Raw genomic sequence first — 22,854 nt, 5'->3', positions numbered from 1 at the left:
TCGCCGCTCAGGGGACGAGCACCGCCCGCCCGACCACCCGGCCGGCCCGGAGGTCCTCGAGCGCCGTCCCCGCCTGCTCCAGCGGGTATTCGCGGACCGTCGTGCGGAGCCTGCCCCGCGCGGCAAGGTCGAGCGCCGCAACCAGCTCCGAGCGCCGGTTGCCGACCGATGTCACGATCCGCTGCTCCGGGACCACCAGGGCCAGCGGGGTGATCTCCACGGTGTCGAAGCTGTAGCCGACGTAGACCAGCGTGCCGCGCTTGCCGAGCGACGCGAGTGCCGCCGCGCCCGTCTCCCGGGTGCCCACCAGCTCGAAGACGACGTCGGCACCGGCTCCGTCGGTGGCCTCGCGGATCGCGGCAGCGACGTCCCCTCCCGTGGCGTCCACCGTCGCCGCCGCTCCGAGCTCGCGCGCCAGCGCCAGCCGCTCCGGATTCCGGGCGACGGCGATCGGGCGGGCTCCGGCCTCGCGCAGCACCTGCACCATCGCCAGGCCGACGCCGCCGGTGCCGTAGACGACGGCCGAGGATCCCGGCTGCACCTCCGCCACGTCGACGGCATGCAGCGCCGTGGTCGCGCTGCAGCACAGCGTGGCCGCCACCGACAGGTCCAGTCCCTCGGGGACCGGCACGACAGCGGATGCGGGCACGACGATCCGGTCGGCGAAGCCGCCGTCGGTGACGAAGGCCAGGAACCCCAGCGGCGCGTCGCAGAGGTGGTCGTCGCCGGCCCGGCACGAGCGGCAGCGGTGGCAGGCGTGCAGGTAGTGCACTGCGACGCGGTCGCCCGGCGCGACGCCCGCCACCTCCGCGCCCACCTCCGCGACCACCCCGGCCACCTCGTGGCCCAGGGTGATGGGAGTGGTCGCCGGGGTCAGCAGCCCCTCGAGGAAGTGCAGCTCGGTGCCGCAGACACCCGCCGCGACGACGTCGATGAGCACGTCACCGGGCCCGGGCCGTGGCGCGTCGATCTCCTCGACCACCAGCGGACGGCCCTGCTCGTGGAAACGGATGGCGCGCATCGGTTGCCTCCCTACGCCGGCATGACCCGGACAGGTTCGAACGGTCGGCGGCCGCAGCCGTCCTCTCAGCCCGATGCGTCGGGCTCCCGCGGTACGGGCGAACGGTAGCCACCCACAGCTGCTCCGGCACCCCGGCCCCCCGACCGGAGGGGTGTTACGTTCGGCCGGTACGTGGCACGGGGTGTCCCGCCCGGGACTGAGAGCACACCCGTCGAACCTGCTCCAGCTCACACTGGCGAAGGGATGTCACCGGCATGTCCAGTGCTGTGGAATCGATCGACCTGCGCGCTGCCCGCGAGGCGCTGAGCGCGAGCACCCCGCTGGTGCACTGCCTGACCAACACGGTGGTGCAGACCCTCACCGCCAACGCCCTCCTGGCCGTCGGGGCCGCCCCGGCGATGGTGGACGCCCCTCAGGAGGCGGGCGAGTTCGCCGCCGTCGCCTCGGCGGTGCTGATCAACGTCGGGACGGTGCACGAGCGCACCGCCGAGGCGATGCGGCTGGCCGCCCGTTCGGCCGGGGCGGCGGGCACGCCATGGGTGCTGGACCCCGTCGCCGTCGGCGGCCTGACCTACCGGACACAGCTGGCCGCGGAGCTGGTGGAGCTGGCGCCCAGCGTCGTGCGGGGCAACGCCTCCGAGGTCATGGCGCTGGCCGGGGCCGGGGCCGGTGGGCGTGGCGTGGACAGCACGGCCGGGGCGGACGACGCCGCGGCGGCGGCCGCCGCGCTCGCGAGCCGGACCGGCGGGGTGGTCGCCGTCAGCGGCGAGCTGGACCTGCTCACCGACGGCCGACGGACCGTCCGGGTGGGCGGCGGCTCGCTGCTGCTGACCCGCACCACGGGGGCCGGTTGCGCCCTGGGGGCGCTGGTGGCGGCCTACGTCGCGGCGACCGGCGACACCCTGACCGGCGCGGTGGCCGCGCACGCGCACGTCGCCATGGCCGCGGAACGGGCGGCCCGCACGGCCACCGGGCCGGGCACGTTCGCCGCCGCCTGGCTCGACGCCCTGGACGCGGTCGGACCGGAGGACCTGGCCGGCGCGGACGTGCGGACCGCCTGATGCGGCCGCCGTTCGACCCGACCCTCTACCTCGTCACCGACACGGAGCTGTGCCGCCCGCACCCGGTGGCCGACGTGGTGCGCGCCGCGGTCGCCGGCGGCGTCACCGCCGTCCAGGTCCGCGACAAGCACGCCAGTCGCCGGGAGCTGCTGGCCCTGACCCGCGCGGTGCAGGCCGCCGTGGCCGACCGCCCGGACGTTCCGGTGGTCGTCAACGACGCCGTGGACGTCGCTCTGCTGGCCGGGGCCGACGGCGTGCACGTGGGACAGGAGGACCTGCCTGCTGAGGAGGTGCGGCGGCTGCTGGGACCCGACCGGCTGATCGGTCTCTCCGTGGAGAGCGCGGACGACCTCGCCGTGGCCCTCGGGCTGCCGCCCGGCACCGTCGACGTGCTGGGGCTCAGCCCGGTCTGGGCGACGCCGACCAAGCCGGAGGCCGGCCCCGGGCTGGGGCTGGAGGCGGTGCGGGAGCTGGCGCGGGTCGCGCACGCCGGCGGACTGCTGACGGTGGCCATCGGGGGGATCGACGCCGCCCGGGCGGCCGACGTCGCTGCCACGGGGGTGGACGGCATCTGCGTGGTCTCGGCCGTCTGCGCCGACCCCGACCCCCAGGAGGCAGCCACCCGCCTGCGGGCGGCGATGACGCCGGTCGGCGCGAGATGACCCCCACCGCCCTGACGGTGGCCGGCAGCGATCCCAGCGGGGGAGCCGGGATCCAGGCCGACCTGAAGACCTTCAGCGCGCTGGGCGCGTACGGCACCGCCGTCCTCACGGCACTGACCGCCCAGAACACGCGCGGGGTCACCGGCGTCCACCCGGTGCCGGCGGCGTTCGTGGGGGAGCAGCTGCGCACGCTCCTGGACGACGTCCAGGTGCACGCGACCAAGCTGGGGATGCTCGGCAGCGCCGAGGTGGTCCGCGAAGTGGCGGCGGTGCTGGCCGAGCGCCGCCCCGGGCCGGTCGTCTGCGACCCGGTGATGGTCGCGACCAGCGGCCACCGGCTCATCGACGACGACGCCGTGGCCGCCGTACGCACCGAACTGCTGCCGATCACCGACCTGATCACGCCGAACGTGCCCGAGGCGGCCGCGCTGCTGGACGCGGACCCGGCCGACGGCGTCGACGAGATGCACGCGCAGGCCCGGGCCCTGCTGGAGCTCGGCCCGCACGCAGTGCTGCTCAAGGGCGGACACCTGGCGGGTGAGGAGAGCATCGACCTGCTCGTCACGGCCGCCGGGACGACGGTGGTCCGCCGGCCCCGGGTGCGCACGACGGCCACGCACGGCACCGGCTGCACGCTGTCCTCGGCCATCGCGGCGCTGGCCGCACGGGCCGGCGGGCCGCCCGACTGGCCGGTGCTCGTCGAGGCCGCCCGCGACTACCTGCACCGTGCGCTCGTCGGGGGCAGCACGCTCGAGGTCGGCTCCGGCCACGGGCCGGTGCACCACTTCGCCGGGATCTGGGCGACCTGAGCGGTTCGGCGATCGCGTCCACCGGCGGATGCGGCCGGCCCTCCTCGTCCCGCTCGGTCAGGCGGGGCAGAGCCAGTCGTCGGCGGCGTGGACGGCGGTGCCGTCGACCGGCGGGAAGTGCGTGCGGAAGGTGAAGGCCTCCGGCGCGGGGCCCTGCGCCCGGAGCAGGCGGATCCGCGCCTCGGCGTCGTCGGTGGTGGGCAGGGAGCCGGCCGGGACCCACCAGAGAGCGGTCGTCGCCTCAGCCGCCCGCGCGAACCACTCCCGCCGCCGCCGCATGATCTGCACGTGCTGCCCGCCGAACACGTAGCCGGCGAGCGACTCGACGTCCTGCCAGACGGTGAGGTTGACGATCATGCCGTGGCTGCCGGCGACGTCCCAGCCGAAGGCCTGCACCGAGGTGGCGTTGCCGTCCTCCGTCTGCAGCCGCCACACGAAACCGGGGGCACGGTCGGCCTCGGCGTTCACCTCGTCCAGGGCGGCCATGAAGTCGGCGAGCAGCGGGCTGTCCAGGGGCGCGAGCAGCCGGGAGACGTTGACCTGGGCGAGGTGGTGGTCCACGGGCCGAACCTAGGGCACCCGACGGTGTCGGACCACGGTCCGCTCAGGCGCTCCCCACCCGGGCCAGGAGCTCTTCCGCTCGCGCCAGGCGGCGGGAGAACCAGCGCACCGGGACGACGACGAAGCCGGCGAGCCCGGCCGCGAGCAGCCCGACGACCGGGTCGCCGAGCACGACCGCCGCAGCGGCGGTGGCCGCGGCGATTCCCAGCCCCGTGACCGCGACGCCCCAGCGACCCACCCGTGCCGCGTGGAGCTCCGCCTCCAGGCGGGCCCGCCAGGCCGCCGGACTGCCGTCAGGAGGCAGCTCGCCGGTGGCCAGCGCGCGGCGCACGATCGCCCGCGCGGCGGCCTCGTCCTCGTCCTCGAACCACCCGGCCCGCTCGGCGATGAAGAAGAGCACCATGGCGACCGCATATCCGCCGCCGTACAGGAGCACCAGCGGCCAGTTCCACCCCTGCTCCGGCTCGAGGAGACTCCGCACGGCCTGCTGCCAGGCCCCGACGTAGGAGGCACCCGTCAGGGCGATGGCGCCCACCCGGCGCCAGGGTGGCCACCGGGGGGGGCGCCGTCCACAGGGGTCAGGCGCCGGCGCCGTTGCGGGACACGCCGTCGCCGTCCGCGGTGATCGGGATGCTGGTCCCGACGTCGGCGGCAGCCGAGCCGCTGAGCCGGCGGAGCAGCGCACCGACGTCGATCCCGGTCAGGTCGCCGGACAGCTGCAGGCCCTGGGCGACGTTGGCGGCCACCGACTTGCCCAGCGCACCGGCGCCGTCGGAGGAGATGACCGTCATCCTCTCCACGGCCGACAGCGGGGCCGCGGCGGCACCGACGACCTCCGGCAGCACCTTGACCAGCATCTCCAGGATCGCCGCCTCGCCGTACTTGGCGAAGGCGTCCGAGCGGGCATCCAGGGCCTCGGCCTCGGCCTGACCGCGGGCGAGGATCGCCGCGGCCTCGGCGGCACCCTCGCGCTCGACGGCGTCGGCGATGGCCTGGCGGCGCATCTTCTCGGCCTCACCGCGCTTGGCGCCCTCGATCGCCTCGGCCTCGGCCAGGGCCGAGCGGCGGGCCCGCTCGCCCTCACCGGAGAGCCGGGCCTGCTCGGCAGCGGCCTGCGCGGCGGCGATGGTGGCCTGCCGCTGCGCCTCGGCGGTGAGGATCGCCGAGTTCTTGCGGCCCTCGGCCTCCTGCTCCACCTTGTAGCGCTCGGCGTCGGCCGGGCGGCGCACCTCGGTGTCCAGCTGCCGCTCGGTCAGCGCCGCGGTCCGCTCGGCGACCTTCTCCTGCTCCATGAGGATCGCCTGGTCCTGCGCGGCCTGGGCCAGCGGTCCGGCGGCGGCCGCGCGGGCCTTGGCGGCGTCGGTCTCCGCGGTGATCTCGGCCTGCTTGAGCGCCAGCTGCCGCTGCGAGATCGCGATGGCCTCGTCGGCGAGCAGCTGCTCCTGCTGGGCGGCCTGCCGGGCGCGCGCCTCGGCGATGCTGGCCTCCTTGAGCACCCGCGCGGCCTCGGGACGGCCCAGGTCGGCCAGGTAGGAGCCCTCCGCCTGGATGTCCTGCAGCTGGAAGGTGTCCAGGACCAGCCCCTGGCCGGTCAGCGAGGACTCCGCCTCCTCGGCGACGGCGGAGGCGAAGGCCGCGCGGTCGCGGATGATCTCCTCGATCGTCAGCCGGCCGACGATCGAGCGCAGGGCGCCGGCGAGCACCTCCGAGGTGAAGGTGTCGATGCCCTCCTGCTGGTTGAGGAACCGCTGCGCGGCGGCGCGGATGGAGTCCTCGGTGCCGCCGACCTTCACGATGGCCACGCCCTCGAGGTCGCACTTGACGCCCTGCTTGGACACCGCGCCGCGGATGCCGACCGGGATCCGGCGGCTGGAAAGATCCATCGTGTGCAGCTTCTGCACGACCGGCAGCACGAACACGCTCGCGCCCATGACGACCTTCTGGCCCGAGGAGTCGCGGGAGACGATGCCGGCCTCGCTGGTCACCTGCCGGCCCTGCCGGCCGGTCACGAGGAACGCCTGGTTGGGACCGGCGACCTTGATGCGGCTCAGGACGAGCAGGACCAGCAGGAGGACCAGGACGGCGATGCCGCCGATGGCGTAGAGCAGCGTCACGGGGTTTCGCCTCCGGGCAGGGGATGGATGCTGTCGGGTGCGGTCGAGACGACCTCGACCGCGGTCTCGCTGAGGGCTTGCACGACGTAGACCGGCGTCCCGGTGGGCAGGGGCACGTCGCTGCGGGCGGAGAACTTGAGCTGCTGGCCGGCGACGATCAGTCGCACCTCGCCGTAGCCGGCGCTCGGCACCGCCGAGACGACGACGCCCTGCGCCCCCACGAGGTGGTGACGGGTCAGGGTCGGTGAGGTCGGCATGTCCTTGAGCGCGCGGGACAGCCGGACCGCGCCCCAGGCCAGCGGCACGGCGACCGCCACGCCCACGGCCAGCGCCAGCAGGGCCCGGACGACGTCGGGAAGGGTCTCGGGCAGCAGACTGGTGGCCGCAGCCCCGCCGAAGCCGATCCCGCCGAGCAGCGCCGCGATGGCCGGCACCGAGAACGGCCCGTCGGTGTCGACGTCGCCGATCCCGACATCGCCGAGCTCACCGACGAACAGGGAGAGCAGGAGCACCACCACGCCGAGGCCACCGAGCACGAGGAACACCGAGCTCATGCGTGTGCGTCCTCCTCGTCGACCGGAAAGGCGCAGCGTGTCAGTTGCGGGACGACGCGGGCAAGGAAGTCCCCCCGCCCGGGTGGCCCCACCCCGCCCCCTCTGGCCGGACGCCACCGATGATGGGCGTGGGAACGCTGGCGTTCCTGTGGGCGAAGGAGGTCGGTGTGCGGCGGGAGCCGAGCATCCTGCACCTGGACCTCGACGCCTTCTTCGCCGCGGTCGAGCAGCGGGACAAGCCGTCGCTGCGCGGCCGTCCGGTCGTCGTCGGCGGGGTGGGCGGCCGCGGCGTCGTCGCCACCGCCTCCTACGAGGCCCGGGCCTACGGGGCCCGGTCGGCCATGTCGACGGCGGAGGCACGACGCCGGTGCCCCGCCGGGACGGCGTTCCTGGGCGGCCGGTTCGCCGCCTACCGGCGCACCTCCGACGTCGTCATGGGGCTGCTGCGGGAGCTGTCGCCGCTGGTGGAGCCGGTCTCCATCGACGAGGCCTACGTCGACCTGGCCGCCTCCGGGGAGCACGACCTCTCCGTCGACGGCGTGACGGCGCTGGCGCGCGGGCTCAAGGAGCGCATCGCCGCGGCGACCGGGGGAGTGACCGGCTCGGTGGGCATCGGCACGTCGAAGCTGATGGCCAAGATCGGCTCCGACCTGCAGAAGCCCGACGGGCTGGTGGTCGTCGCGCCCGGCCAGGAGCTCGAGGTGCTGCACCCGCTGCCGGTGACCCGACTGGGCGGCGTCGGCCCGGCCACCGCCGAACGGCTGCACCAGGTGGGCGTGAAGACGGTGGGGGACCTGGCCGCGCGCTCGCTGCCGGACCTGGTCGCGCTGGCCGGGCGCGCGCACGGCGCCGGGCTGCACGCCCTGGCCCGGGCCGACGACGACCGCGCCGTGGTGCCCGACCGGGGGGTGAAGTCGGTGTCGCACGAGGAGACCTTCGAGCGGGACCTCACCGACGTCGACGTGCTGGCCCGCGAGATCGACTCCATGGCGGGACGGGTGGGGGAGCGGCTGCGGAAGTCGGCCATCTCCGGCCGCACGGTGACGCTGAAGCTGCGCCGCTACGACTTCACCACGCTCACCCGCTCGCAGACGCTCCCGCAGCCCACCGACGACGCCCGCCTGATCGCCGCCACCGCCCGGCGGCTGCTGACCGAGGCGGGCACCGCCGGGGGGCTGCGGCTGCTCGGCGTCGGCGTCTCGGGTCTGTCGGTCTACGCGCAGGGCGACCTGTTCGCCGACTCCGACGAGCCGGAGGAGGCGACCGACACCTCGCCGGACGCCCCGGCGAGGACGGTGGAGCCCGAGCTGCCGGCGGACAAGCGCTGGTGGCCGGGGCAGGACGTGCGGCACGACCAGCTCGGCGCCGGCTGGGTCTGGGGCCGGGGCCTCGGCCGGGTGACCGTGCGCTTCGAGGGGCCGCTCACACCGCCGGGGCCGGTGCGCACGCTGACCGCCGACGACCCCGCCCTGCACCCGGCTGATCCACCGGACTGGAGACTGCCCGGATGAGGCGCTCGTGGTGGGGATGCCGGTCGACCCCGTGTAGAACGGCGTCATGACCGAACCCAGCACGTGGACGCGCCTGACGGAGGAGAACCCGGAGCACTCGGCCGTCTACATCCAGCGGTTCCGCGACCTGGCCGCCGCCGGGCACGACCTCGTGGGCGAGGCGCGGCTGGTCGACGCGATGCTCCCGCGGGGCTCCCGGGTGCTCGACGCAGGATCGGGCACCGGGCGGATCGGCGGCCACCTCGCCGCTGCCGGTCATCAGGTGGTCGGCGTCGACGGCGACCCGGTGCTGGTGGCCGAGGCACGAGACCAGCACCCGGGGGGGGCGGTGGCTGGTCGGCGACCTCGCCGAGCTGGACCTCCCCGCGGCCGGCGAGGCCGAGCCGTTCGACGTCGTCGTGTGCGCCGGCAACGTGGTGACCTTCCTGGCCGAGTCGACCCGCGTGGAGGTGCTGCGCCGGTTGCGGGCGCACGTGGTCCCCGAGGGGCGGGCGGCGATCGGCTTCGGTGCGGGCCGCGGCTACGAGTTCGACGACTTCCTCGCCGACGCGCGGACGGCCGGCTGGGAGCCGGATCTGCTGCTGTCCACGTGGGACCTGCGGCCCTTCACCCCCGACGCCGAGTTCCTCGTCGCGATCCTGCGCGCGACCTGACCGGCGCTCAGAGCCGGCCGTTCGCTCGCAGCAGCGAGAGGGCGTGCACGGTCTGGTGGCCCCGCCACTCCAGGGCGGCGGCCGGCGAGTAGCTGACGAAATCGACCGACCACCCGCCGTCGTCGTGCTGCCCGGCGGCCAGCCGGTCGAGTTCGGCGTCGACCACACCGGTTCCGAAGAGGGAGCGACCCGGCCCGCCCGGGAGCGGGGAGAAGTCGAGCGGGCGCATGTACTCGTCCGGGGCCCCGCCGGCCACGTGCAGCAGGCCGTCGGCCGGGACCGCTCCCCGCAGCCGCTCGATGCGCGCCGCCGCGTCCGGGCACGTGGGAGCGGCCGCATCGAGGAACCGCACCGCGAACGCCAGCTCCATGGCGTGCGCTCCCGCGGGCAGCCCGTCGATCGCCGCCAGGCAGTGGTCCGTGGCGCGGGCCAGCCACGGGTGGTCGGCCACACCGGGGACGACGGCCGCCACCCGGTACGCCGTCGCCGCCACCACCGCGGTGATCTGCAGGGAGGAGCGGGTCGCGTCGGCCGCGGCCCAGAACGGCGCGCAGGCCGCCGGGTCGGCCACGGGCAGCGCGAACGGCAGTCCGCCGTCGGGCAGCGTCACCGACGCCAGCCAGTCGCACAGCTGCCGCGCCCGGTCCGCACCGGCACCCCCGGTCTCGGCGAACACCTCGAGGGCGTGCAGCGCTCCGCCGGGCTGGCTGCTGGCGGACCGCAGATCGGGCTCCAGCCCCCACCCGTAGCCACCGTCGGGGTTGCGGTAGCCGTCGACCGCGGCGAGCACCGGTTCGGGACGGCCACCGCCGAAGAGCAGCTCGAAGCGACGGCGGTCCAGGACCCGCGCCGAACCGGCGAGGAAGTCGGCCGCGGCGGCCAGGTCGACGTTCATGCCGGAACTGTGCCGCAGGGTGCCGACACCGGTCAGCCCTCGTCGTCGTCGGACGACCGTGCGGGCAGCGCCACCCCCAGGGCCACGGTGAGCTCCAGGACGGTGGCCGGGTCCTCCAGGCCGGGGCCGTAGAGCTGCCGCAGCTGGGTCATCCGGTAGCGGACCGTCTGCGGGTGCACGAACAGGTCCGCGGCGACCTGGTCCCGCCGGCCGTGGTGCAGCAGCCAGGAGCGCAGGGTCTCGGTGAGCTTCTCCCGCGCGGTGTCGCCGAGCCCCTCCAGCGGCGCCAGGACCCGCGCCCGCAGGTCGGTCAGGGCCTCCTCGTCGGCCCGCAGCACCAGCTCGGCGAGCCGGGCATCGGTGTCCAGCGGGGCCCTCTCCTCGGGCACCATGCCCAACCGCAGCGCCCGCAGCACCCGCGCGTAGGAGCCGGACGCCTCCCACCAGGGCCGGGCCGGCCCGACGACCGCCTCCCGGCCCTCCAGCGACCGCAGCAGGGCCGGCCGCGCCGGCCCCTCGGCGTCGGGGACCAGCAGGACGGTGCGGTCCGGCATGCCCTCGATCTCGGGCACCTCCTCGGTGGACCGCAGCGTGCGCGCGTCCAGCGACACCAGGGCCCCCTGGGCCCGCGCCGCGGGGAGGACGACGACGGTCAGGGTCCGCGGCGGGGCCCACTCCGCGCGCTGCGCGGCCTCCACGAGCTCGGCGTGCGGGCTGCCGACCAGCAGTCCCTGCGCCAGCCGCTCCAGGAGCCGCTCCCGCGCGCGCCCGCTGGAGGCCAGCTCGTCGGCGTGGCCCGCGACGCTGGCCGCCGACAACCGGTCGATGTAGGCGAACACCAGCTCGGCGAACCGGGCCGTCGACTCCGGTCCGAGACCGGCGGCCACGGCGGTGGCGCTCATGTCCCGCCAGGACACCCGGGCGCCCACCCGGTAGGCGGCCAGCAGTGCGTCCATCGACCGTCCGCTGCGAGCCTCGCCGCGGCCCAGGGCGTACGCGGCCTCGACCACCGGCCCGCCCGGGGTGCCGGCGTCGGCGGTCCCCCCGGCGGCCGCGAGCTGGAGGAAGCCGCGCAGGGTCAGCTCGACGGCGCCGGAGATCTTGCGGCCCATCGGGCCCTGGAACGCGTCGGCGTAGCCGGGGACGGCCACGATGATGGCCTCCACGGCCCGCTCCGCCACCATCGGCAGCTCCGCGCGCATGGCGTCGGCCACCGCCTCGGGGAAGCTCTGCGCCTCCGACGTCATCGGTGCCTCCTTGTTCGCAGGGAACAGAAGCTACCTCCCGATTCACGTCCCCGGCACAGGTATTTGGCGCCCGCGATGGGAAAGCTGTATGCATGACAGCAACGACTCCGCGTCCCGCCGAGGCCCGCCGTCCGGCGCGGCCCGCGCTGCGCGACCGGGTGCTCAAGCTCGCCGAGCTGGTGACGACCCCGCTGCTGCCCGTCGACTACCTGGACCTGTTCGACCCGCTCCGCTCCGGAGCCGCCCTGCGCGGCCGCATCGAGGCCGTGCAGAAGGAGACGCGGGACGCGGCGAGCATCGTCATCCGCCCCGGCCGCGACTGGCTGCCGCACGTCCCCGGCCAGTACGTCCGCATCGGCATCGACATCGACGGCGTCCGCCAGTGGCGTGCCTACTCGATCACCTCGGTGCTCGACCGCGCCGACGGCTGCTTCACCATCACCGTCAAGGCCATCCCCGACGGCAAGGTGTCCAACCACCTGGTGCACCGCGTGCAGCCGGGCACGATCGTCCAGCTCGACCAGGCCACCGGTGAGTTCTGCCTCCCGGAGGAGGTGCCGGCCAAGTCGCTGTTCGTGACCGCAGGCTCCGGCATCACGCCGGTCATGGGCATCCTGCGCAACCACGCCCACCAGCTGACCGACACGGTGCTCGTGCACTCGGCCCCCACCGCCGAGGACGTCGTCTTCGGCGCCGAGCTGCGGCAGCTGGCCGCCGAGGGCCGGATCCACCTCGTCGAGCAGCACACCGACACCGCCGGGCTGCTCGACGCCCGCTCCATCGCCGAGCTGGTGCCCGACCTGCACGAGCGCGCCACCTGGGCCTGCGGCCCCGTCGGCATGCTCGAGGCGCTGGAGGAGCACTGGGCCTCCGTCGGCATCGCCGACCGCCTCTACACCGAGCGCTTCCGCCCCCGTGTCCTCGCCGGCGCCGGCGAGGGCGGCGCGGTCACCTTCGAGAGGAACGGCACCACCATCGAGGTCGAGGGCACGACGCCGATCCTCGACGCCGCCGAGGAGGCCGGCGTGCTCATGCCGAGCGGCTGCCGCATGGGCATCTGCTACGGCTGCGTCCTCCCCCTGCGCGAGGGCGCGGTCCGCGACCTGCGCAACGGCGAGATCACCTCCGCCGACGACGTCGGTGACGGCGTCCTCGTCCAGACCTGCATCAGCGCGCCCGCCGGCGCCTGCTCCATCGACCACTGACCGTCCCGAGCCCGAGGAGTCGCACCGTGACCGTCATCCAGAAGAAGCCCGACAACCCGATCGAGCACCTGTCCGCCGAGGACATCGAGCTCATCGGCAAGGAGCTGGACACCATCCGCCAGGAGGTGCGCGACAGCCTGGGCGAGGACGACGCCAAGTACATCCGGACCGTCATCGACGTCCAGCGCAAGCTCGAGCTCGGCAGCCGCGCCGTCCTGCTGTTCTCCAAGTTCCCGCCGGCGTGGGTGCTGGGCACCGCCGGCCTCTCGGTCGCCAAGATCCTGGAGAACATGGAGATCGGGCACAACATCCTCCACGGCCAGTGGGACTGGATGCGCGACCCGAAGATCCACTCCACGACCTGGGAGTGGGACATGGCCAGCCCAGCCGCGCAGTGGAAGCACTCGCACAACGAGCTGCACCACACGTACACGAACGTGATCGGCAAGGACAACGACCTCGGCTACGGCATCATGCGCGTCGACGAGGACCAGAAGTGGCACCCGATGTACCTGGCGCAGCCGCTCTGGAACTTTCTCAACGCCTGCTTCTTCGAGTACGGCATCGCCGCCTACGACCTCGAACTGGGCAAGAACCTGGCCACGAAGAAGCGCCGCAGCGACCCGAAGTTCCGCGCCGCCGCCAAGCAGGTGCTGAAGAAGATCCGCAACCAGGCCGCCAAGGACTACGTCGTCCACCCGCTGCTGTCGGGCCCGTCGTTCCTGCCGACCCTGGCCGCGAACTTCACCGCCAACGTGGTGCGCAACCTGTGGTCGCACTCGGTCATCATGTGCGGCCACTTCCCCGAGGGCGTCGAGACGTTCGAGAAGACCTCGATCGACGGCGAGACCCGCGGCGAGTGGTACGTCCGGCAGATGCTCGGCTCGGCCAACATCTCCGGCAGCAAGGCCATGCACGTCATGACCGGGAACCTGTCGCACCAGGTCGAGCACCACCTGTTCCCGGACCTGCCGAGCAACCGGTACGCCGAGATCGCCCCGCGGGTGAAGGACATCTTCGACCGCTACGGCCTCACCTACCACTCCGCTCCGCTGTACAAGCAGGTCGCGAGCGCCTGGCACAAGGTCATCCGGCTGTCGCTGCCCAACGGCTGGCTGGCCGAGACGACGCCGAAGAACGCCCCGGCGCAGGTCGTGAAGCTGGTCCGCATGACGACCGGCGGCAAGAAGGTCCGCCGCGAGCTCATGCGCGCCGCCTGATCCGGTAGCACCGGTTGACCGCCGGAGGCCCAGAACCGTCATGGTTCTGGGCCTCTGGCGTTCTGTGGGGGCTGCTCCCGGGCTCGGTGCGCCCGGCGTCGCCCGTCAGCGATAGTTCACGGTGACGCGCCCGCCGATCAGCTGCACGATGCCACCCTGGAAGAGCTGCCAGCTGCCGCCGTGCGCGTATGCCGCCGCCTCACGGGTCGGGTAGCCGAGCCTGCCGGTCTCCCACCCGAGCGCGGCCCAGCGGTCCCGGAGCGGGCCGATCACCGCTGACGGCACCGTGCCGTTGGACCAGTAGACCGACGCCCTCTCGAAGTGCTGGCCGCAGCCCCCGTCCCGCAGCCCGCAGAAGACCTCCGACGTCGGATATCCCATCGAACCGGTCTCCCAGCCGTGCCTGGACCACTGACCCTGCACTGAACGAGGGACGACCCGCGCTCCGGTGGCGGGCGACCAGTAGATCGATCCGTTCAGGAAGTGCTGCCCGCAACCGCCGTCGCGCAGGCCGCAGAAGGTGTCCGACACCGGGCGCCCGAGGCTGCCGCGCTCCCAGCCCTGCGCCCCCCACCGGTCGCGGATGGGGCCGAGGACGGTGAACGTGCCGGTCCACGTCCAGTAGACCGACCCACCCTGGAAGTGCTGCCCGCGGGCCCGGTCGGCCCCGAAGAAGGGGTCGGAGGTCGGGTAGCCGAGCGACCCGTTCTCCCAACCCTGACCCGCCCAGCGGCCGACGACCTCCGGCGCGACGAGGCGCGCCCCCGACGAGGGGGACCAGTAGACCGACCCGCCCTGGAAGTGCTGGCCGCAGCCGCCGTCGCGCAGGCCGCAGAAGGTGGACGACGTGGGGTAGCCGAGCGCCCCGTTCTCCCAGCCCTGCCCCGCCCACCGGTCCTTGACGGGACCGCGGATGACGCGGGAACCGGCGGCGGGGCTCCAGTAGACCGAGCCCCGCTCGAAGTGCTGCCCGCAGCCGCCGTCGCGCAGGCCGCAGAAGGTGGACGTCGTCGGGTAACCGAGCACCCCGCGCTCCCAGCCCTCGGCCGACCAGCCGGCCCTGGTCACCGGGTCGACCCGCGCCGGTGCGGTGGCGGCCGAGTGGTAGATGGACCCGTGCTCGAAGTGCTGGCCGCACCCGCCCGCCGGCAGACCGCAGAAGGTGTCCGAGACGGGCCGGCCCACCGATCCGCCCACCGGGACGCCCGTGCCGCCACCCTCCTGCCACCAGGCATCGTGCAGGGCCTCGTCGGCGAAGGCCCACGCCGTACTGGACCCGGAGAACCAGTAGATGACGCCCTGCTCGTACTCCCGGAAGCAAACGGAGAGGCCGACGCACGTCTTCACGTCGATGGGCGAGCCCAGCACGCCGGCCGAGCCACCGAGGGCCGCGTACTTGGCCTCGATCAAGTCGCCGTCGATGCCCGGGATGCCGACTGCGGCCGGCGCTCCGGTTTCCGCCGCCGATCCGCGCGGAGCGACCGGCTCATCTGCGGCCGCTTGGCCCGGCAGGAGCAGCCCGCCCGCCACCGTCAGCCCCGCCACCGCGCCGCGCAACCAGCGCGGTGCTCCGCGCCCTCGTGTCCTCATCGTCCGCTCCCCGTGCCGTCTCCCGCACTGGCGCGGGCGCCCGCAACCTACGGACGCCGGCCTGCCGACGCGCCCGACACGCCGTGGGGCGACCCCGGCGTGATCACCCGGCGGGTGACGCGGCGCCGGGACGGGGGACTCGCGTGCCGATCAGGCCTCCGTGGACCGGCCGGGTCAGTACACCCGGCCGTTGCGCAGCTGCAGGGAGCCCCGCTGGAACCACTGGAGCGGCCCGCCGGGCGTCTGATGCACATTCCCGACCGGGTAGCCGAGAGATCCGTTCTCCCAGCCACGAGCCGCCCAGGCGGTCCGGAAAGCGCCGGAGACGACATAGGCGGGGGCCGGGCGGAATCCGGTCACAGGCCCTGCGGCGTAGAGCGACCCGCCCTGGAAGTGCTGCCCGCACCCGCCGTCGCGCAGGCCGCAGAAACCATCGCTGGTCGGGAACCCCAGAACCCCGTGCTCCCAGCCCTGCTCACCCCAGGCAGTCTTCACCGAGCCGAGCACCGCGAAGGTCCCGGCGCGGGTGGCATAGACCGATCCACCGTGGAAGTGCTGCCCGCAGGCCCCGTCGCGCAACCCGCAGAAGGCGTTGCCCATGGGCATTCCCAGCTGGCCGTTCTCCCATCCGCCGGCCGCCCACCGGTTCCGGATGTTGCCCGAGACGATGTAGCCGGTGCCCCGTGGGTGGTACGAGGCGCGGTAGATGCTGCCGCCCTGGAAGTGCTGGCCGCACCCGTGATCACGCAGGCCGCAGAACATGGCGCCGGTCGGGTAGCCGAGAGCGCCGCGCTCCCACCCGGCGGCGGCGTAGCTGTTCCAGAGCTCCGATCCGACGGCGTGCGCGCCGGTGGCTCGGGACCAGTAGATCGAGCCGCCCTCGAAGTGCTGGCCGCAGCCGCCGTCCCGCAGGCCGCAGAACGGCGCGCTGGTCGGGTAGCCGAGCGAGCCGTTCTCCCAGCCGTGGGCGCCCCAGCGGTCCAGGATCGCGCCGCTGACGGCGAAGGCCCCGGTGGGGGAGACGTATACGTTGCCCCGCTGGAAGCGCTGCAGGCAACCGTCGTCGACCAGCTCGCACACCTCCTCGCCGACCGGGTAGCCCAGCGGGCCGCTCTCCCAGCCGGTCGCGCCCCAGGCGTCCACTACGTCGGGGGCGAGGACGTGCGTCCCGGACGCCGGGCTCGTGTAGACCGAGCCGCCCTCGAAGTGCGTGCCGCATCCACCGTCGCGCAGACCGCAGAACGTCCTCGACGTCGGCCAGCCCAGGCCGCCGTTCTGGAAGCCGTGCGCCTTCCACAGGTCGTACGCCGCACCCCAGACCGGGTGCACCCCGGTGTCGGTGCGCAGCACGACCCCGTGCTCGAAGGTCTGGCCGCACCAGCCGCTCTGGTACACCGGCTGGCAGGCGGCACCCCCCGCCGGGTACCCGAGCGGCCCGTTCTCCCAGCCGGTGCGAGCCCAGACGTCCCGGTAGTCACCCGGGACGAAGAGTGGCGTCGCGCCGGCCGTCTGGTAGAGCGAGCCGTTCTCGGTGTGCAGCCCACAGCCACCGTCGCGCAGGCCGCAGAACGTGTCGGTGACCGGGTAGCCGGCGTACTGGACGTCGAAGGCCGTGTACCACGAATCGCGGAACGCGGCGCCGACCAGGACGTGCGCCCCGGTCGCCTCCGACCACACGATCCGGCCGCCCTCGTAGTACACGAAGCAGCCACCCCCGCGGAGCGTGCAGCTCTCCGGGCCCGTAGCGGCGCCGAGCTGGGCCGCGGTGGCCGCTGGCAGGGAGGCGTACTTGGACTCGATCGGAGTGGGATCGGCCGCCTGCGCCCACGACTGCGGCAGCCGTCATGCCCAGAGCAGCCGCGGCGCGCAGCACGGTGGCCTTGAGACCGGACACGAGACTCCCTGCTCGAGGACCGCAACTGTGCGCGGCATGTGAGCGGAGAAGTTAGCTGGTCAGCTCGCTTGGTACCACACCCCGTACGGATCTCGTCACTAGGTGTGCCAGGGGTGGCGTCAGTTCGCCATGTCCACGAAGCGGCTGTAATGGCCCTGGAAGGCGACGGTCACGTTCGCGGTGGGGCCGTTGCGGTGCTTGACCAGCATGATGTCGGCCTCGCCGGCCCGCGGCGACTCCTTCTCGTACATGTCCTCGCGGTGGATCATCATGACCATGTCGGCGTCCTGCTCGATCGAATTGTGGACGACGATGCCCTCGGCCACGAAATTGTGGCCGCCGAGCACCGTGGCGTCGTAGACCTCCTCCACGACGCTCTGCTCGATCGAGACGACCTCGTCCCAGAGGAGGTCGTTGACCGCCTGCATCTCCAGGTCCGCGTCGCCCAGGATTCCCGCAATCCGGCCGAGCCGTTCCCGGCTGGGGGCGTGCTTCCACATCGTGCTCCCGCAGAACGCGGACCCCATGGCGGCGGCGAACGCGCGGTGGCTCATGCCCCTCTCCGCCAGGACGTCACGGACGCGCTCCCAGACCTGCGTGGGGATGGTGTCCACGTTCGTGTTCCCGGATAGCCCCCGCACGATCTCCAGGAGGCGCTCGGCGGCCTCGCCACGTCCCCCGTGGACCCCGATCTCCCCCAGGAAGCGCCGCTGGTCGTCACAGCCACTGATGTCGAGCGTCCAGCCGTCGCGGTAGCCGCTCTTCTTCACCCGACGGATGCGCGAGGAGATCCCGAAGCGGAGCAGCAAGCGGGAGACGTCATCGACGAGCCGCCGGCTGGTCGACGCGTAGTACACCCGGCCACCACGCCCGTTCTTGTTCAGCGTCACCGAACCGTCGGTGGCCCACAGGTGGCGGAGGAACATCGCGATCTGCTTCTTGGGCAGGCAGAACACCGGCTCGGGCACGAACTTCTCGTGGCTGCGCAGGCCGAACAGACCGAGCTCGTCCAGCCAGGCGGCGATCGGATTGCGCTTGCCGTGCGTCAACGGGAAGGGTGCACGGAGCCGTAGCGTCGTGCAGCGAGCAGCTGCGTACTCGTCCCTCACGGCGACCACGCCGAAGTGCAGCGCGGCTGTCGTGACCGCGCGCAGGTTCGCCTCGTCGACCGATGCGTAGCGCAGCGGCTGACGCTTCACGAAGCTGCCGTCCCCGATGAGGTGCGCCAGCAGGGTGACCTTCTCGTCCTCCCAGATCGTCATGCGGTCAGGCGCGGGAACGTGACGAGGCACCGCGATCCGGTCCCCCGGCGCCAGATCGCCCAGCGGCCGGAAGCCGTCGTAGGTGAGGAACGGGTGGTTGGCCGTCGCGCGCACGGTCTTGCCCGAGGACGTCGTCAGCTGGAAGACCTGCTTCCGGCCTGTCGAGAAGACGTGCGTCAGGTGCCGGCGGACGTAGCGCAGGTTGTCGTCCAGCGACCACACCGGCACATCGGTCGCGCCGCTTCCGAACAACTCGCCCATCGTGGTCTCGGCGCCGGTGTCGGCGCGCAGGATGCGCGTGTCGGCCGTCAGGCAACCGGACTCACGGAGGTCGGACAGCATCGGCTTCTTGTCCTGCCGCTGCTCCGACCCTCGGTTGAGCTGCGACATCGCGATGACCGGGACCTCGAGCTCCTTGGCCAGCAGCTTCAGCGCACGGGAGAACTCCGAGACCTCCTGCTGACGGCTCTCGACCTTCTTGCCGGAGGTCATCAGCTGCAGGTAGTCGATGACGATGAGCTTGAGGTCGTTGCGCTGCTTGAGCCGCCGCGCCTTGGCCCGGATCTCCATCATCGTCATGTTGGGCGAGTCGTCGATGTACAGCGGCGCATCGGCGACCTCGCCCATGCGGCGGGCCAGCTTCGCCCAGTCCTCGTCGGACAGCGTGCCGGCGCGCATGTGGTGCAGCGGCACCTTCGCCTCCGCCGACAGCAGGCGCATCGTGATCTCGTGCTTGCTCATCTCCAGCGAGAAGATGCAGGCGGGCATGCCGTGCTTCACCGTCGCCGACCGGGCGATGTCCAGGCCCAACGTCGAGTTGTGCGTCGGGATGAAGCTGCGGCCGGCGAGGAAGAGGTGGTCCTCGGCGTCCACCTGGATGCATCGCACCGGCACGCTGTTGATCGGCCGGACGTCGGTGACGAATCGGACTCCGCGCGCCGTGGAGGTCCGAGCCCCGCGCTCCTTGTGGAGGAGCTTCTTGCGCTCCAGCCGGAACACCTCGTCGTCGGTGCTGAAGGTGAGCGTGTAGCAGGTCGACGATTCTTCGCTCCGACCGTGGACGCGCTTGGTGGTCATGCGCACCCGGTGACCGAGCCCCGCGATCAGCTCCCGCGTGTCCTCGGCAAGCCGCCGGTTCGTCACCGCGAACTGCACGACGCCGCTGGGCGCCACCGTGCCGTCGGTGTCCAGCAGGCCGGCCAACAGCGCACGCCTCTGGGCCACGGATGCCCGCAGGTACGACGTCGGGATGTGCTTGTCGCCGAGCACGCCCAGCACGCGCAGGAGACCCGTGACGGTGCCGTACTCGTCGCGGCAGCCCTGGCACTGCGTCAGACCGCTCGAGGGGCCACCGCAGTCGGGGCAGGTGGCCTGAATACCCACACCGCCGCTGGCGCGCAGCCGGCCGCCGCACGTCTTGCCACAGGTCTGCACCTGCGACGTGCGCGGCAGGAAGAGCTCCCCGCACATCGGGCAGCGCCGCATCTCGGTGGAGACCCGCGCTGGCAGCCGCAACGAGTACCGACGGTCCGCCCCGGTCGGCTGCGCCACCAGACCCTCGGCCTCGATGTGGACGGCGATCTCCGGGTCGGCGCTGGTGAACTGCGCTGCCGCGGAGGTGCCGTCCCCCAGCCACACGCCGAGGGCGTACGGCGGGATGGGGAGATCGGCTGGCGGCAGATCCAGCGGAGCGGCGTTCGTCACCGAGTGGTTCAGCCGGGCGTCCTTGGTAGTGCAGCGGACCGTGCGGGCGATCTCCTCGGTGGTTCGCACCTCGGCGAACGTCCGCTGGTTGCGGTAGCCGTTGTAGCCGACCCGAGCGGCCTGGGCGGACTTCCGGCTGGCCCGGGTGTCCGTGAGCCACTGGTGATGGGCGTCGGCGACGATCATGGAGCCGTCGGAGAAGTGCACCTCGTAGCAGGGGCGGTCCGTCATGACGTCCGTGGCAGCGACCACCGTGGTGGGGCGACCGTCGGAGCCCATGACCCGGTCACCGACCCGGAGCTCGCCCATCGTCGTCCAGCCGGACGGCGTGGCGACGGGAGTGTCCAGCGCGAGGGCCTTGCCGACACCGGGACGTGCTGCGATGACGACCATCTGCCCGGCCTGCAGGCCGTTGGTCAGCTCGTCGAGGTCCCGGATGCCGGTGGGGACGCCGCGCGCCGTGCCGCCCCGTGAGGCGATGGCGTCGAGCTCGTCCATGGTCGGCTGCAGGACGTCCTCGAGGCGCGAGTAGTCCTCGCTCATCCGCTTCTCGGTGACGTCGTAGATCTCCTGCTGGGCTCGGTCGACGATGTCGTCGACGTCGCCCTTGCCGCCGGCCGCGCCGTAGCCCAGCTGGACCACGCGGGTGCCGGCCTCCACCAGGCGGCGCAGCACGGCCTGCTCGGCCACGATCGCGGCGTAGTAGCCGGCGTTGGCCGCCGTGGGCGTCGAGGCGATCAGCGTGTGCAGGTAGACCGCGCCGCCCATCTTCGACAGCTGGTCGGTGCGGTTGAGCTCGGCGGCGACGGTGATCGCGTCGGCCGGCTCGCCCCGCCCGTAGAGGTCGATGATGCAGTCGAAGATCACCTGGTGCGCCGGACGGTAGAAGTCGTTGCCGTGCAAGACCTCGACGACGTCGGCGATCGCGTCCTTGCTCAGCAGCATGCCGCCGAGCACCGACTGCTCCGCCGCGACGTCCTGCGGCGGCTGCCGGTCGTACTCCGGCGCCGTCACGGACGGTCGGCTGAACTCGTCGGCCACCGCCACGGGGGTACCTCCATCTCCTTGCGGGCGCGCCCACGACACCACCGCGCGCAGGGGAAGTACGCGAGCTCGGCGGGCTGCGCCGGACCGAACGTGTGTTCGGTCCATGCCTACCGCAGGGGACCGACAGTCCCGTGTTCCGGTGGCTGGGGAGGACGTTAGGGAAGGCGGGCGGCCGGAGTCCACCACCGGTGTGCACGTCGATCTGCACAACTTGTGGACAAGTCGGTGGACGGACGCCTGTCGACATGTGGACGGACCGGGGGACGGCCGGCGTGCGGGACCGGTCATCCCCGCTCCGACCTGCGGCGACGCCGTCCCGCAGCTGTGGACCGGAAATAGTCACCGACATTTTTTGCGGCACGCACCACGAGTCACACGGGTGCACCGGACGGCGCCCGCGACCAGCACGCACCCCGGGGACGGCCCTCTGCGGCACGGGCTCGGTACGGGCCGGCGCCGGTGCCGGAGAGGCCCCCCCAGGCCCGTGAGACGCCACGAGGGGCGCCGGACCGGAGTCCGACGCCCCTCGGGGACGCATCGCGCGCCCAGGGCGCGCTCAGCGGGTTCAGCCGGCGACGACGTCGATCGTCAGCCGGGAGGCGACCTCGGGGTGCACCCGCACGGTGACGGTGTGCTGACCCGTGGTCTTGATGCTGCTGGGCAGCTCGATCCGGCGACGGTCGAGCTCCGGGCCACCGGCGGCCGTGACCGCGGCGGCGACGTCGGCGGTGGTGACCCGCCCGAACAGGCGGCCACCGTCACCGGCGCGGGCCGGCACGCGCACGGTCAGCCCGTTGAGGCGACCGGCCACGGCCTGCGCCTCCTCGAGGGACCGCACGTCGCGGGCGGCACGCGCCCGGCGCAGGGACTCGACCTGCTTCTCGGCACCCCGGGTGGCCTGGATGGCCAGCCCGCGGGGCAGGAGGTAGTTGCGGCCGTAGCCGCCCTTGACCTCGACGGTGTCGCCGGAGGACCCGAGACCGGTGACCTCCTGCGTGAGGATCAGCTTCATCGTGCTCATGATCAGCGCGCCGTCGAGGTGTAGGGCAGCAGTGCCATCTCGCGGCTGTTCTTCACGGCCGTGGCGACGTCACGCTGGTGCTGGCTGCAGTTGCCGCTGACGCGGCGGGCACGGATCTTGCCGCGGTCGGAGATGAACTTCCGCAGCAGGGTCGTGTCCTTGTAGTCGATGTAGGTCGCCTTGTCCTTGCAGAACTGGCAGACCTTCTTCTTGGGCTTGCGAACGGGAGGCTTGGGCACCGGAGTTCTCCAGATACGAATGGTTCAGGGAAGTACGGATGGCCCCGTCCAGAGGCTCGCCCCGAGCGTGCGAGGGGTGAGGAGGACGGGGTCCTCTTTCAGAACGGCGGTTCGTCGGACGGACCGGCAGGCGTCGACCAGGGGTCGCTCGCCCCGCCGCCGCCACCGCCGCCGCCGGAGAAGCCGCCGCCGCCACCGAAGCCGCCGCCGCCCTCACCGCGGGAGGCCTTGGTGACCTTCGCGGTGGCGTAGCGCAGCGAGGGGCCGATCTCGTCGACCTCCAGCTCGATGACGGTGCGCTTCTCGCCTTCCTTCGTGTCGAAGGAACGCTGCTTCAGGCGACCGCTGACGATGACGCGGGAACCACGGGTCAGCGACTCGGCCACGTTCTCCGCGGCCTGGCGCCAGACGTTGCAGCGGAGGAACAGCGCTTCGCCGTCCTTCCACTCCTGCGACTGCCGGTCGAACGTCCGCGGCGTCGACGCCACGGTGAAGTTGGCGACGGCAGCGCCGGACGGCGTGAAGCGCAGCTCCGGATCGGCGGTCAGGTTGCCGATGACGGTGATGACGGTCTCGCCGGCCAT

Annotated in this window: 20 protein-coding genes and 1 riboswitch; of the genes, 7 read left to right on the top strand and 13 right to left on the bottom strand. The window is 73.1% G+C overall.

Annotated elements, in window-relative coordinates:
• Window positions 1–7: 7 nt before the first annotated feature.
• Entirely contained in the window at window positions 8–1,021 is a 1,014-nt protein-coding gene (locus C5507_RS15895) for an alcohol dehydrogenase catalytic domain-containing protein (RefSeq protein ID WP_104529490.1), read from the bottom strand.
• Window positions 1,022–1,188: 167 nt separating this feature from the next.
• A riboswitch (TPP riboswitch) is annotated at window positions 1,189–1,282 on the top strand.
• Here C5507_RS15895 and thiM point away from each other — a divergent pair.
• The 3 genes from thiM (at window position 1,276) to thiD (ending at window position 3,553) form a co-directional block, all read left to right on the top strand.
• The gene (thiM, locus tag C5507_RS15890; protein WP_104529489.1) at window positions 1,276–2,082 is read left to right on the top strand and encodes a hydroxyethylthiazole kinase; all 807 of its coding nucleotides are present in this window, start codon (window positions 1,276–1,278) and stop codon (window positions 2,080–2,082) included. Its footprint overlaps the riboswitch before it by 7 nt.
• Window positions 2,082–2,744: a thiamine phosphate synthase gene (thiE, locus tag C5507_RS15885; RefSeq protein ID WP_104529488.1), complete on the top strand. Its 663-nt coding sequence runs from the start codon at window positions 2,082–2,084 to the stop codon at window positions 2,742–2,744. Before thiM ends, thiE begins: the two co-directional genes overlap by 1 nt.
• Window positions 2,741–3,553 (top strand): bifunctional hydroxymethylpyrimidine kinase/phosphomethylpyrimidine kinase, encoded by an 813-nt coding sequence (gene thiD / locus C5507_RS15880; RefSeq protein ID WP_104529487.1) that lies wholly within the window; start codon window positions 2,741–2,743, stop codon window positions 3,551–3,553. The genes thiE and thiD overlap by 4 nt, the downstream gene beginning before the upstream one ends.
• A gap of 57 nt (window positions 3,554–3,610) precedes the next feature.
• On the opposite strand, the gene C5507_RS15875 is transcribed toward thiD, so the two are convergent.
• From C5507_RS15875 to C5507_RS15860, 4 genes are read right to left on the bottom strand one after another with little or no spacing between them, the layout of a single operon-like run.
• Complete coding sequence (locus C5507_RS15875; protein ID WP_104529486.1) at window positions 3,611–4,114, bottom strand: DUF3291 domain-containing protein; 504 nt, start codon at window positions 4,112–4,114, stop codon at window positions 3,611–3,613.
• Window positions 4,115–4,157: 43 nt separating this feature from the next.
• Window positions 4,158–4,649 carry a hypothetical protein gene (locus C5507_RS15870; protein ID WP_104529485.1) on the bottom strand — a complete coding sequence of 164 codons (492 nt, stop codon included), beginning with the start codon at window positions 4,647–4,649 and terminating at the stop codon, window positions 4,158–4,160.
• A 43-nt stretch (window positions 4,650–4,692) separates the two neighbouring features.
• Window positions 4,693–6,228 carry a flotillin family protein gene (locus tag C5507_RS15865; protein ID WP_104529484.1) on the bottom strand — a complete coding sequence of 512 codons (1,536 nt, stop codon included), beginning with the start codon at window positions 6,226–6,228 and terminating at the stop codon, window positions 4,693–4,695.
• Window positions 6,225–6,782 carry a hypothetical protein gene (locus C5507_RS15860; RefSeq protein ID WP_104529483.1) on the bottom strand — a complete coding sequence of 186 codons (558 nt, stop codon included), beginning with the start codon at window positions 6,780–6,782 and terminating at the stop codon, window positions 6,225–6,227. The genes C5507_RS15865 and C5507_RS15860 overlap by 4 nt, the downstream gene beginning before the upstream one ends.
• Before the next feature lie 128 nt (window positions 6,783–6,910).
• Between C5507_RS15860 and C5507_RS15855 the strand changes: the two genes are divergently transcribed.
• Together C5507_RS15855 and C5507_RS23185 are read left to right on the top strand one after the other, a co-directional pair.
• Complete coding sequence (locus tag C5507_RS15855) at window positions 6,911–8,293, top strand: DNA polymerase IV (RefSeq protein WP_242611238.1); 1,383 nt, start codon at window positions 6,911–6,913, stop codon at window positions 8,291–8,293.
• Between the two features lie 398 nt (window positions 8,294–8,691).
• The gene (locus C5507_RS23185) at window positions 8,692–8,946 is read left to right on the top strand and encodes a hypothetical protein (protein WP_242611239.1); all 255 of its coding nucleotides are present in this window, start codon (window positions 8,692–8,694) and stop codon (window positions 8,944–8,946) included.
• A 7-nt stretch (window positions 8,947–8,953) separates the two neighbouring features.
• Here the strand turns inward: C5507_RS23185 and C5507_RS15845 are convergent, their stop codons facing one another.
• Window positions 8,954–9,841 (bottom strand): hypothetical protein, encoded by an 888-nt coding sequence (locus C5507_RS15845; protein WP_104529482.1) that lies wholly within the window; start codon window positions 9,839–9,841, stop codon window positions 8,954–8,956.
• Between the two features lie 32 nt (window positions 9,842–9,873).
• The gene (locus C5507_RS15840; protein WP_104529481.1) at window positions 9,874–11,088 is read right to left on the bottom strand and encodes a PucR family transcriptional regulator; all 1,215 of its coding nucleotides are present in this window, start codon (window positions 11,086–11,088) and stop codon (window positions 9,874–9,876) included.
• 92 nt (window positions 11,089–11,180) lie between these two features.
• Between C5507_RS15840 and C5507_RS15835 the strand changes: the two genes are divergently transcribed.
• Window positions 11,181–12,293, top strand: a complete 1,113-nt coding sequence (locus C5507_RS15835; RefSeq protein ID WP_104529480.1) for a ferredoxin reductase — start codon at window positions 11,181–11,183, stop codon at window positions 12,291–12,293.
• A gap of 26 nt (window positions 12,294–12,319) precedes the next feature.
• Window positions 12,320–13,513 (top strand): fatty acid desaturase family protein, encoded by a 1,194-nt coding sequence (locus C5507_RS15830; protein ID WP_104529479.1) that lies wholly within the window; start codon window positions 12,320–12,322, stop codon window positions 13,511–13,513.
• Between the two features lie 105 nt (window positions 13,514–13,618).
• On the opposite strand, the gene C5507_RS15825 is transcribed toward C5507_RS15830, so the two are convergent.
• The 6 genes from C5507_RS15825 to C5507_RS15800 all read right to left on the bottom strand — a co-directional run bounded on the left by C5507_RS15825 (window position 13,619) and on the right by C5507_RS15800 (window position 22,854).
• Complete coding sequence (locus C5507_RS15825) at window positions 13,619–15,103, bottom strand: hypothetical protein (RefSeq protein ID WP_104529478.1); 1,485 nt, start codon at window positions 15,101–15,103, stop codon at window positions 13,619–13,621.
• Window positions 15,104–15,277: 174 nt separating this feature from the next.
• Window positions 15,278–16,882: a hypothetical protein gene (locus C5507_RS15820; RefSeq protein WP_278044349.1), complete on the bottom strand. Its 1,605-nt coding sequence runs from the start codon at window positions 16,880–16,882 to the stop codon at window positions 15,278–15,280.
• A 234-nt stretch (window positions 16,883–17,116) separates the two neighbouring features.
• Complete coding sequence (locus tag C5507_RS15815) at window positions 17,117–21,010, bottom strand: replicative DNA helicase (RefSeq protein ID WP_104529476.1); 3,894 nt, start codon at window positions 21,008–21,010, stop codon at window positions 17,117–17,119.
• A gap of 565 nt (window positions 21,011–21,575) precedes the next feature.
• On the bottom strand, window positions 21,576–22,031 hold the full coding sequence (gene rplI / locus C5507_RS15810) for a 50S ribosomal protein L9 (RefSeq protein WP_249027831.1): 456 nt from the start codon (window positions 22,029–22,031) through the stop codon (window positions 21,576–21,578).
• A gap of 2 nt (window positions 22,032–22,033) precedes the next feature.
• Entirely contained in the window at window positions 22,034–22,270 is a 237-nt protein-coding gene (gene rpsR, locus C5507_RS15805; RefSeq protein ID WP_073422051.1) for a 30S ribosomal protein S18, read from the bottom strand.
• Window positions 22,271–22,368: 98 nt separating this feature from the next.
• Window positions 22,369–22,854 carry a single-stranded DNA-binding protein gene (locus C5507_RS15800; protein ID WP_104529475.1) on the bottom strand — a complete coding sequence of 162 codons (486 nt, stop codon included), beginning with the start codon at window positions 22,852–22,854 and terminating at the stop codon, window positions 22,369–22,371.

The organism is Blastococcus saxobsidens, from assembly GCF_002938435.1.
Classification (GTDB): domain Bacteria; phylum Actinomycetota; class Actinomycetes; order Mycobacteriales; family Geodermatophilaceae; genus Blastococcus; species Blastococcus saxobsidens.
Note: the sequence above shows the minus strand (reverse complement) of the source record. Positions and strands in the feature narration are given on the sequence as shown.

What these genes read in the sequence shown, in the direction of transcription:
- C5507_RS15895 (WP_104529490.1), bottom strand. Translation starts at nt 1,021, where the DNA reads ATGCGCGCCATCCGTTTCCACGAGCAGGGCCGTCCGCTGGTGGTCGAG.
- thiM (WP_104529489.1), top strand. Translation starts at nt 1,276, where the DNA reads ATGTCCAGTGCTGTGGAATCGATCGACCTGCGCGCTGCCCGCGAGGCG.
- thiE (WP_104529488.1), top strand. Translation starts at nt 2,082, where the DNA reads ATGCGGCCGCCGTTCGACCCGACCCTCTACCTCGTCACCGACACGGAG.
- thiD (WP_104529487.1), top strand. Translation starts at nt 2,741, where the DNA reads ATGACCCCCACCGCCCTGACGGTGGCCGGCAGCGATCCCAGCGGGGGA.
- C5507_RS15860 (WP_104529483.1), bottom strand. Translation starts at nt 6,782, where the DNA reads ATGAGCTCGGTGTTCCTCGTGCTCGGTGGCCTCGGCGTGGTGGTGCTC.
- C5507_RS15845 (WP_104529482.1), bottom strand. Translation starts at nt 9,841, where the DNA reads ATGAACGTCGACCTGGCCGCCGCGGCCGACTTCCTCGCCGGTTCGGCG.
- C5507_RS15840 (WP_104529481.1), bottom strand. Translation starts at nt 11,088, where the DNA reads ATGACGTCGGAGGCGCAGAGCTTCCCCGAGGCGGTGGCCGACGCCATG.
- C5507_RS15835 (WP_104529480.1), top strand. Translation starts at nt 11,181, where the DNA reads ATGACAGCAACGACTCCGCGTCCCGCCGAGGCCCGCCGTCCGGCGCGG.
- C5507_RS15825 (WP_104529478.1), bottom strand. Translation starts at nt 15,103, where the DNA reads ATGAGGACACGAGGGCGCGGAGCACCGCGCTGGTTGCGCGGCGCGGTG.
- rplI (WP_249027831.1), bottom strand. Translation starts at nt 22,031, where the DNA reads ATGAGCACGATGAAGCTGATCCTCACGCAGGAGGTCACCGGTCTCGGG.
- C5507_RS15800 (WP_104529475.1), bottom strand. Translation starts at nt 22,854, where the DNA reads ATGGCCGGCGAGACCGTCATCACCGTCATCGGCAACCTGACCGCCGAT.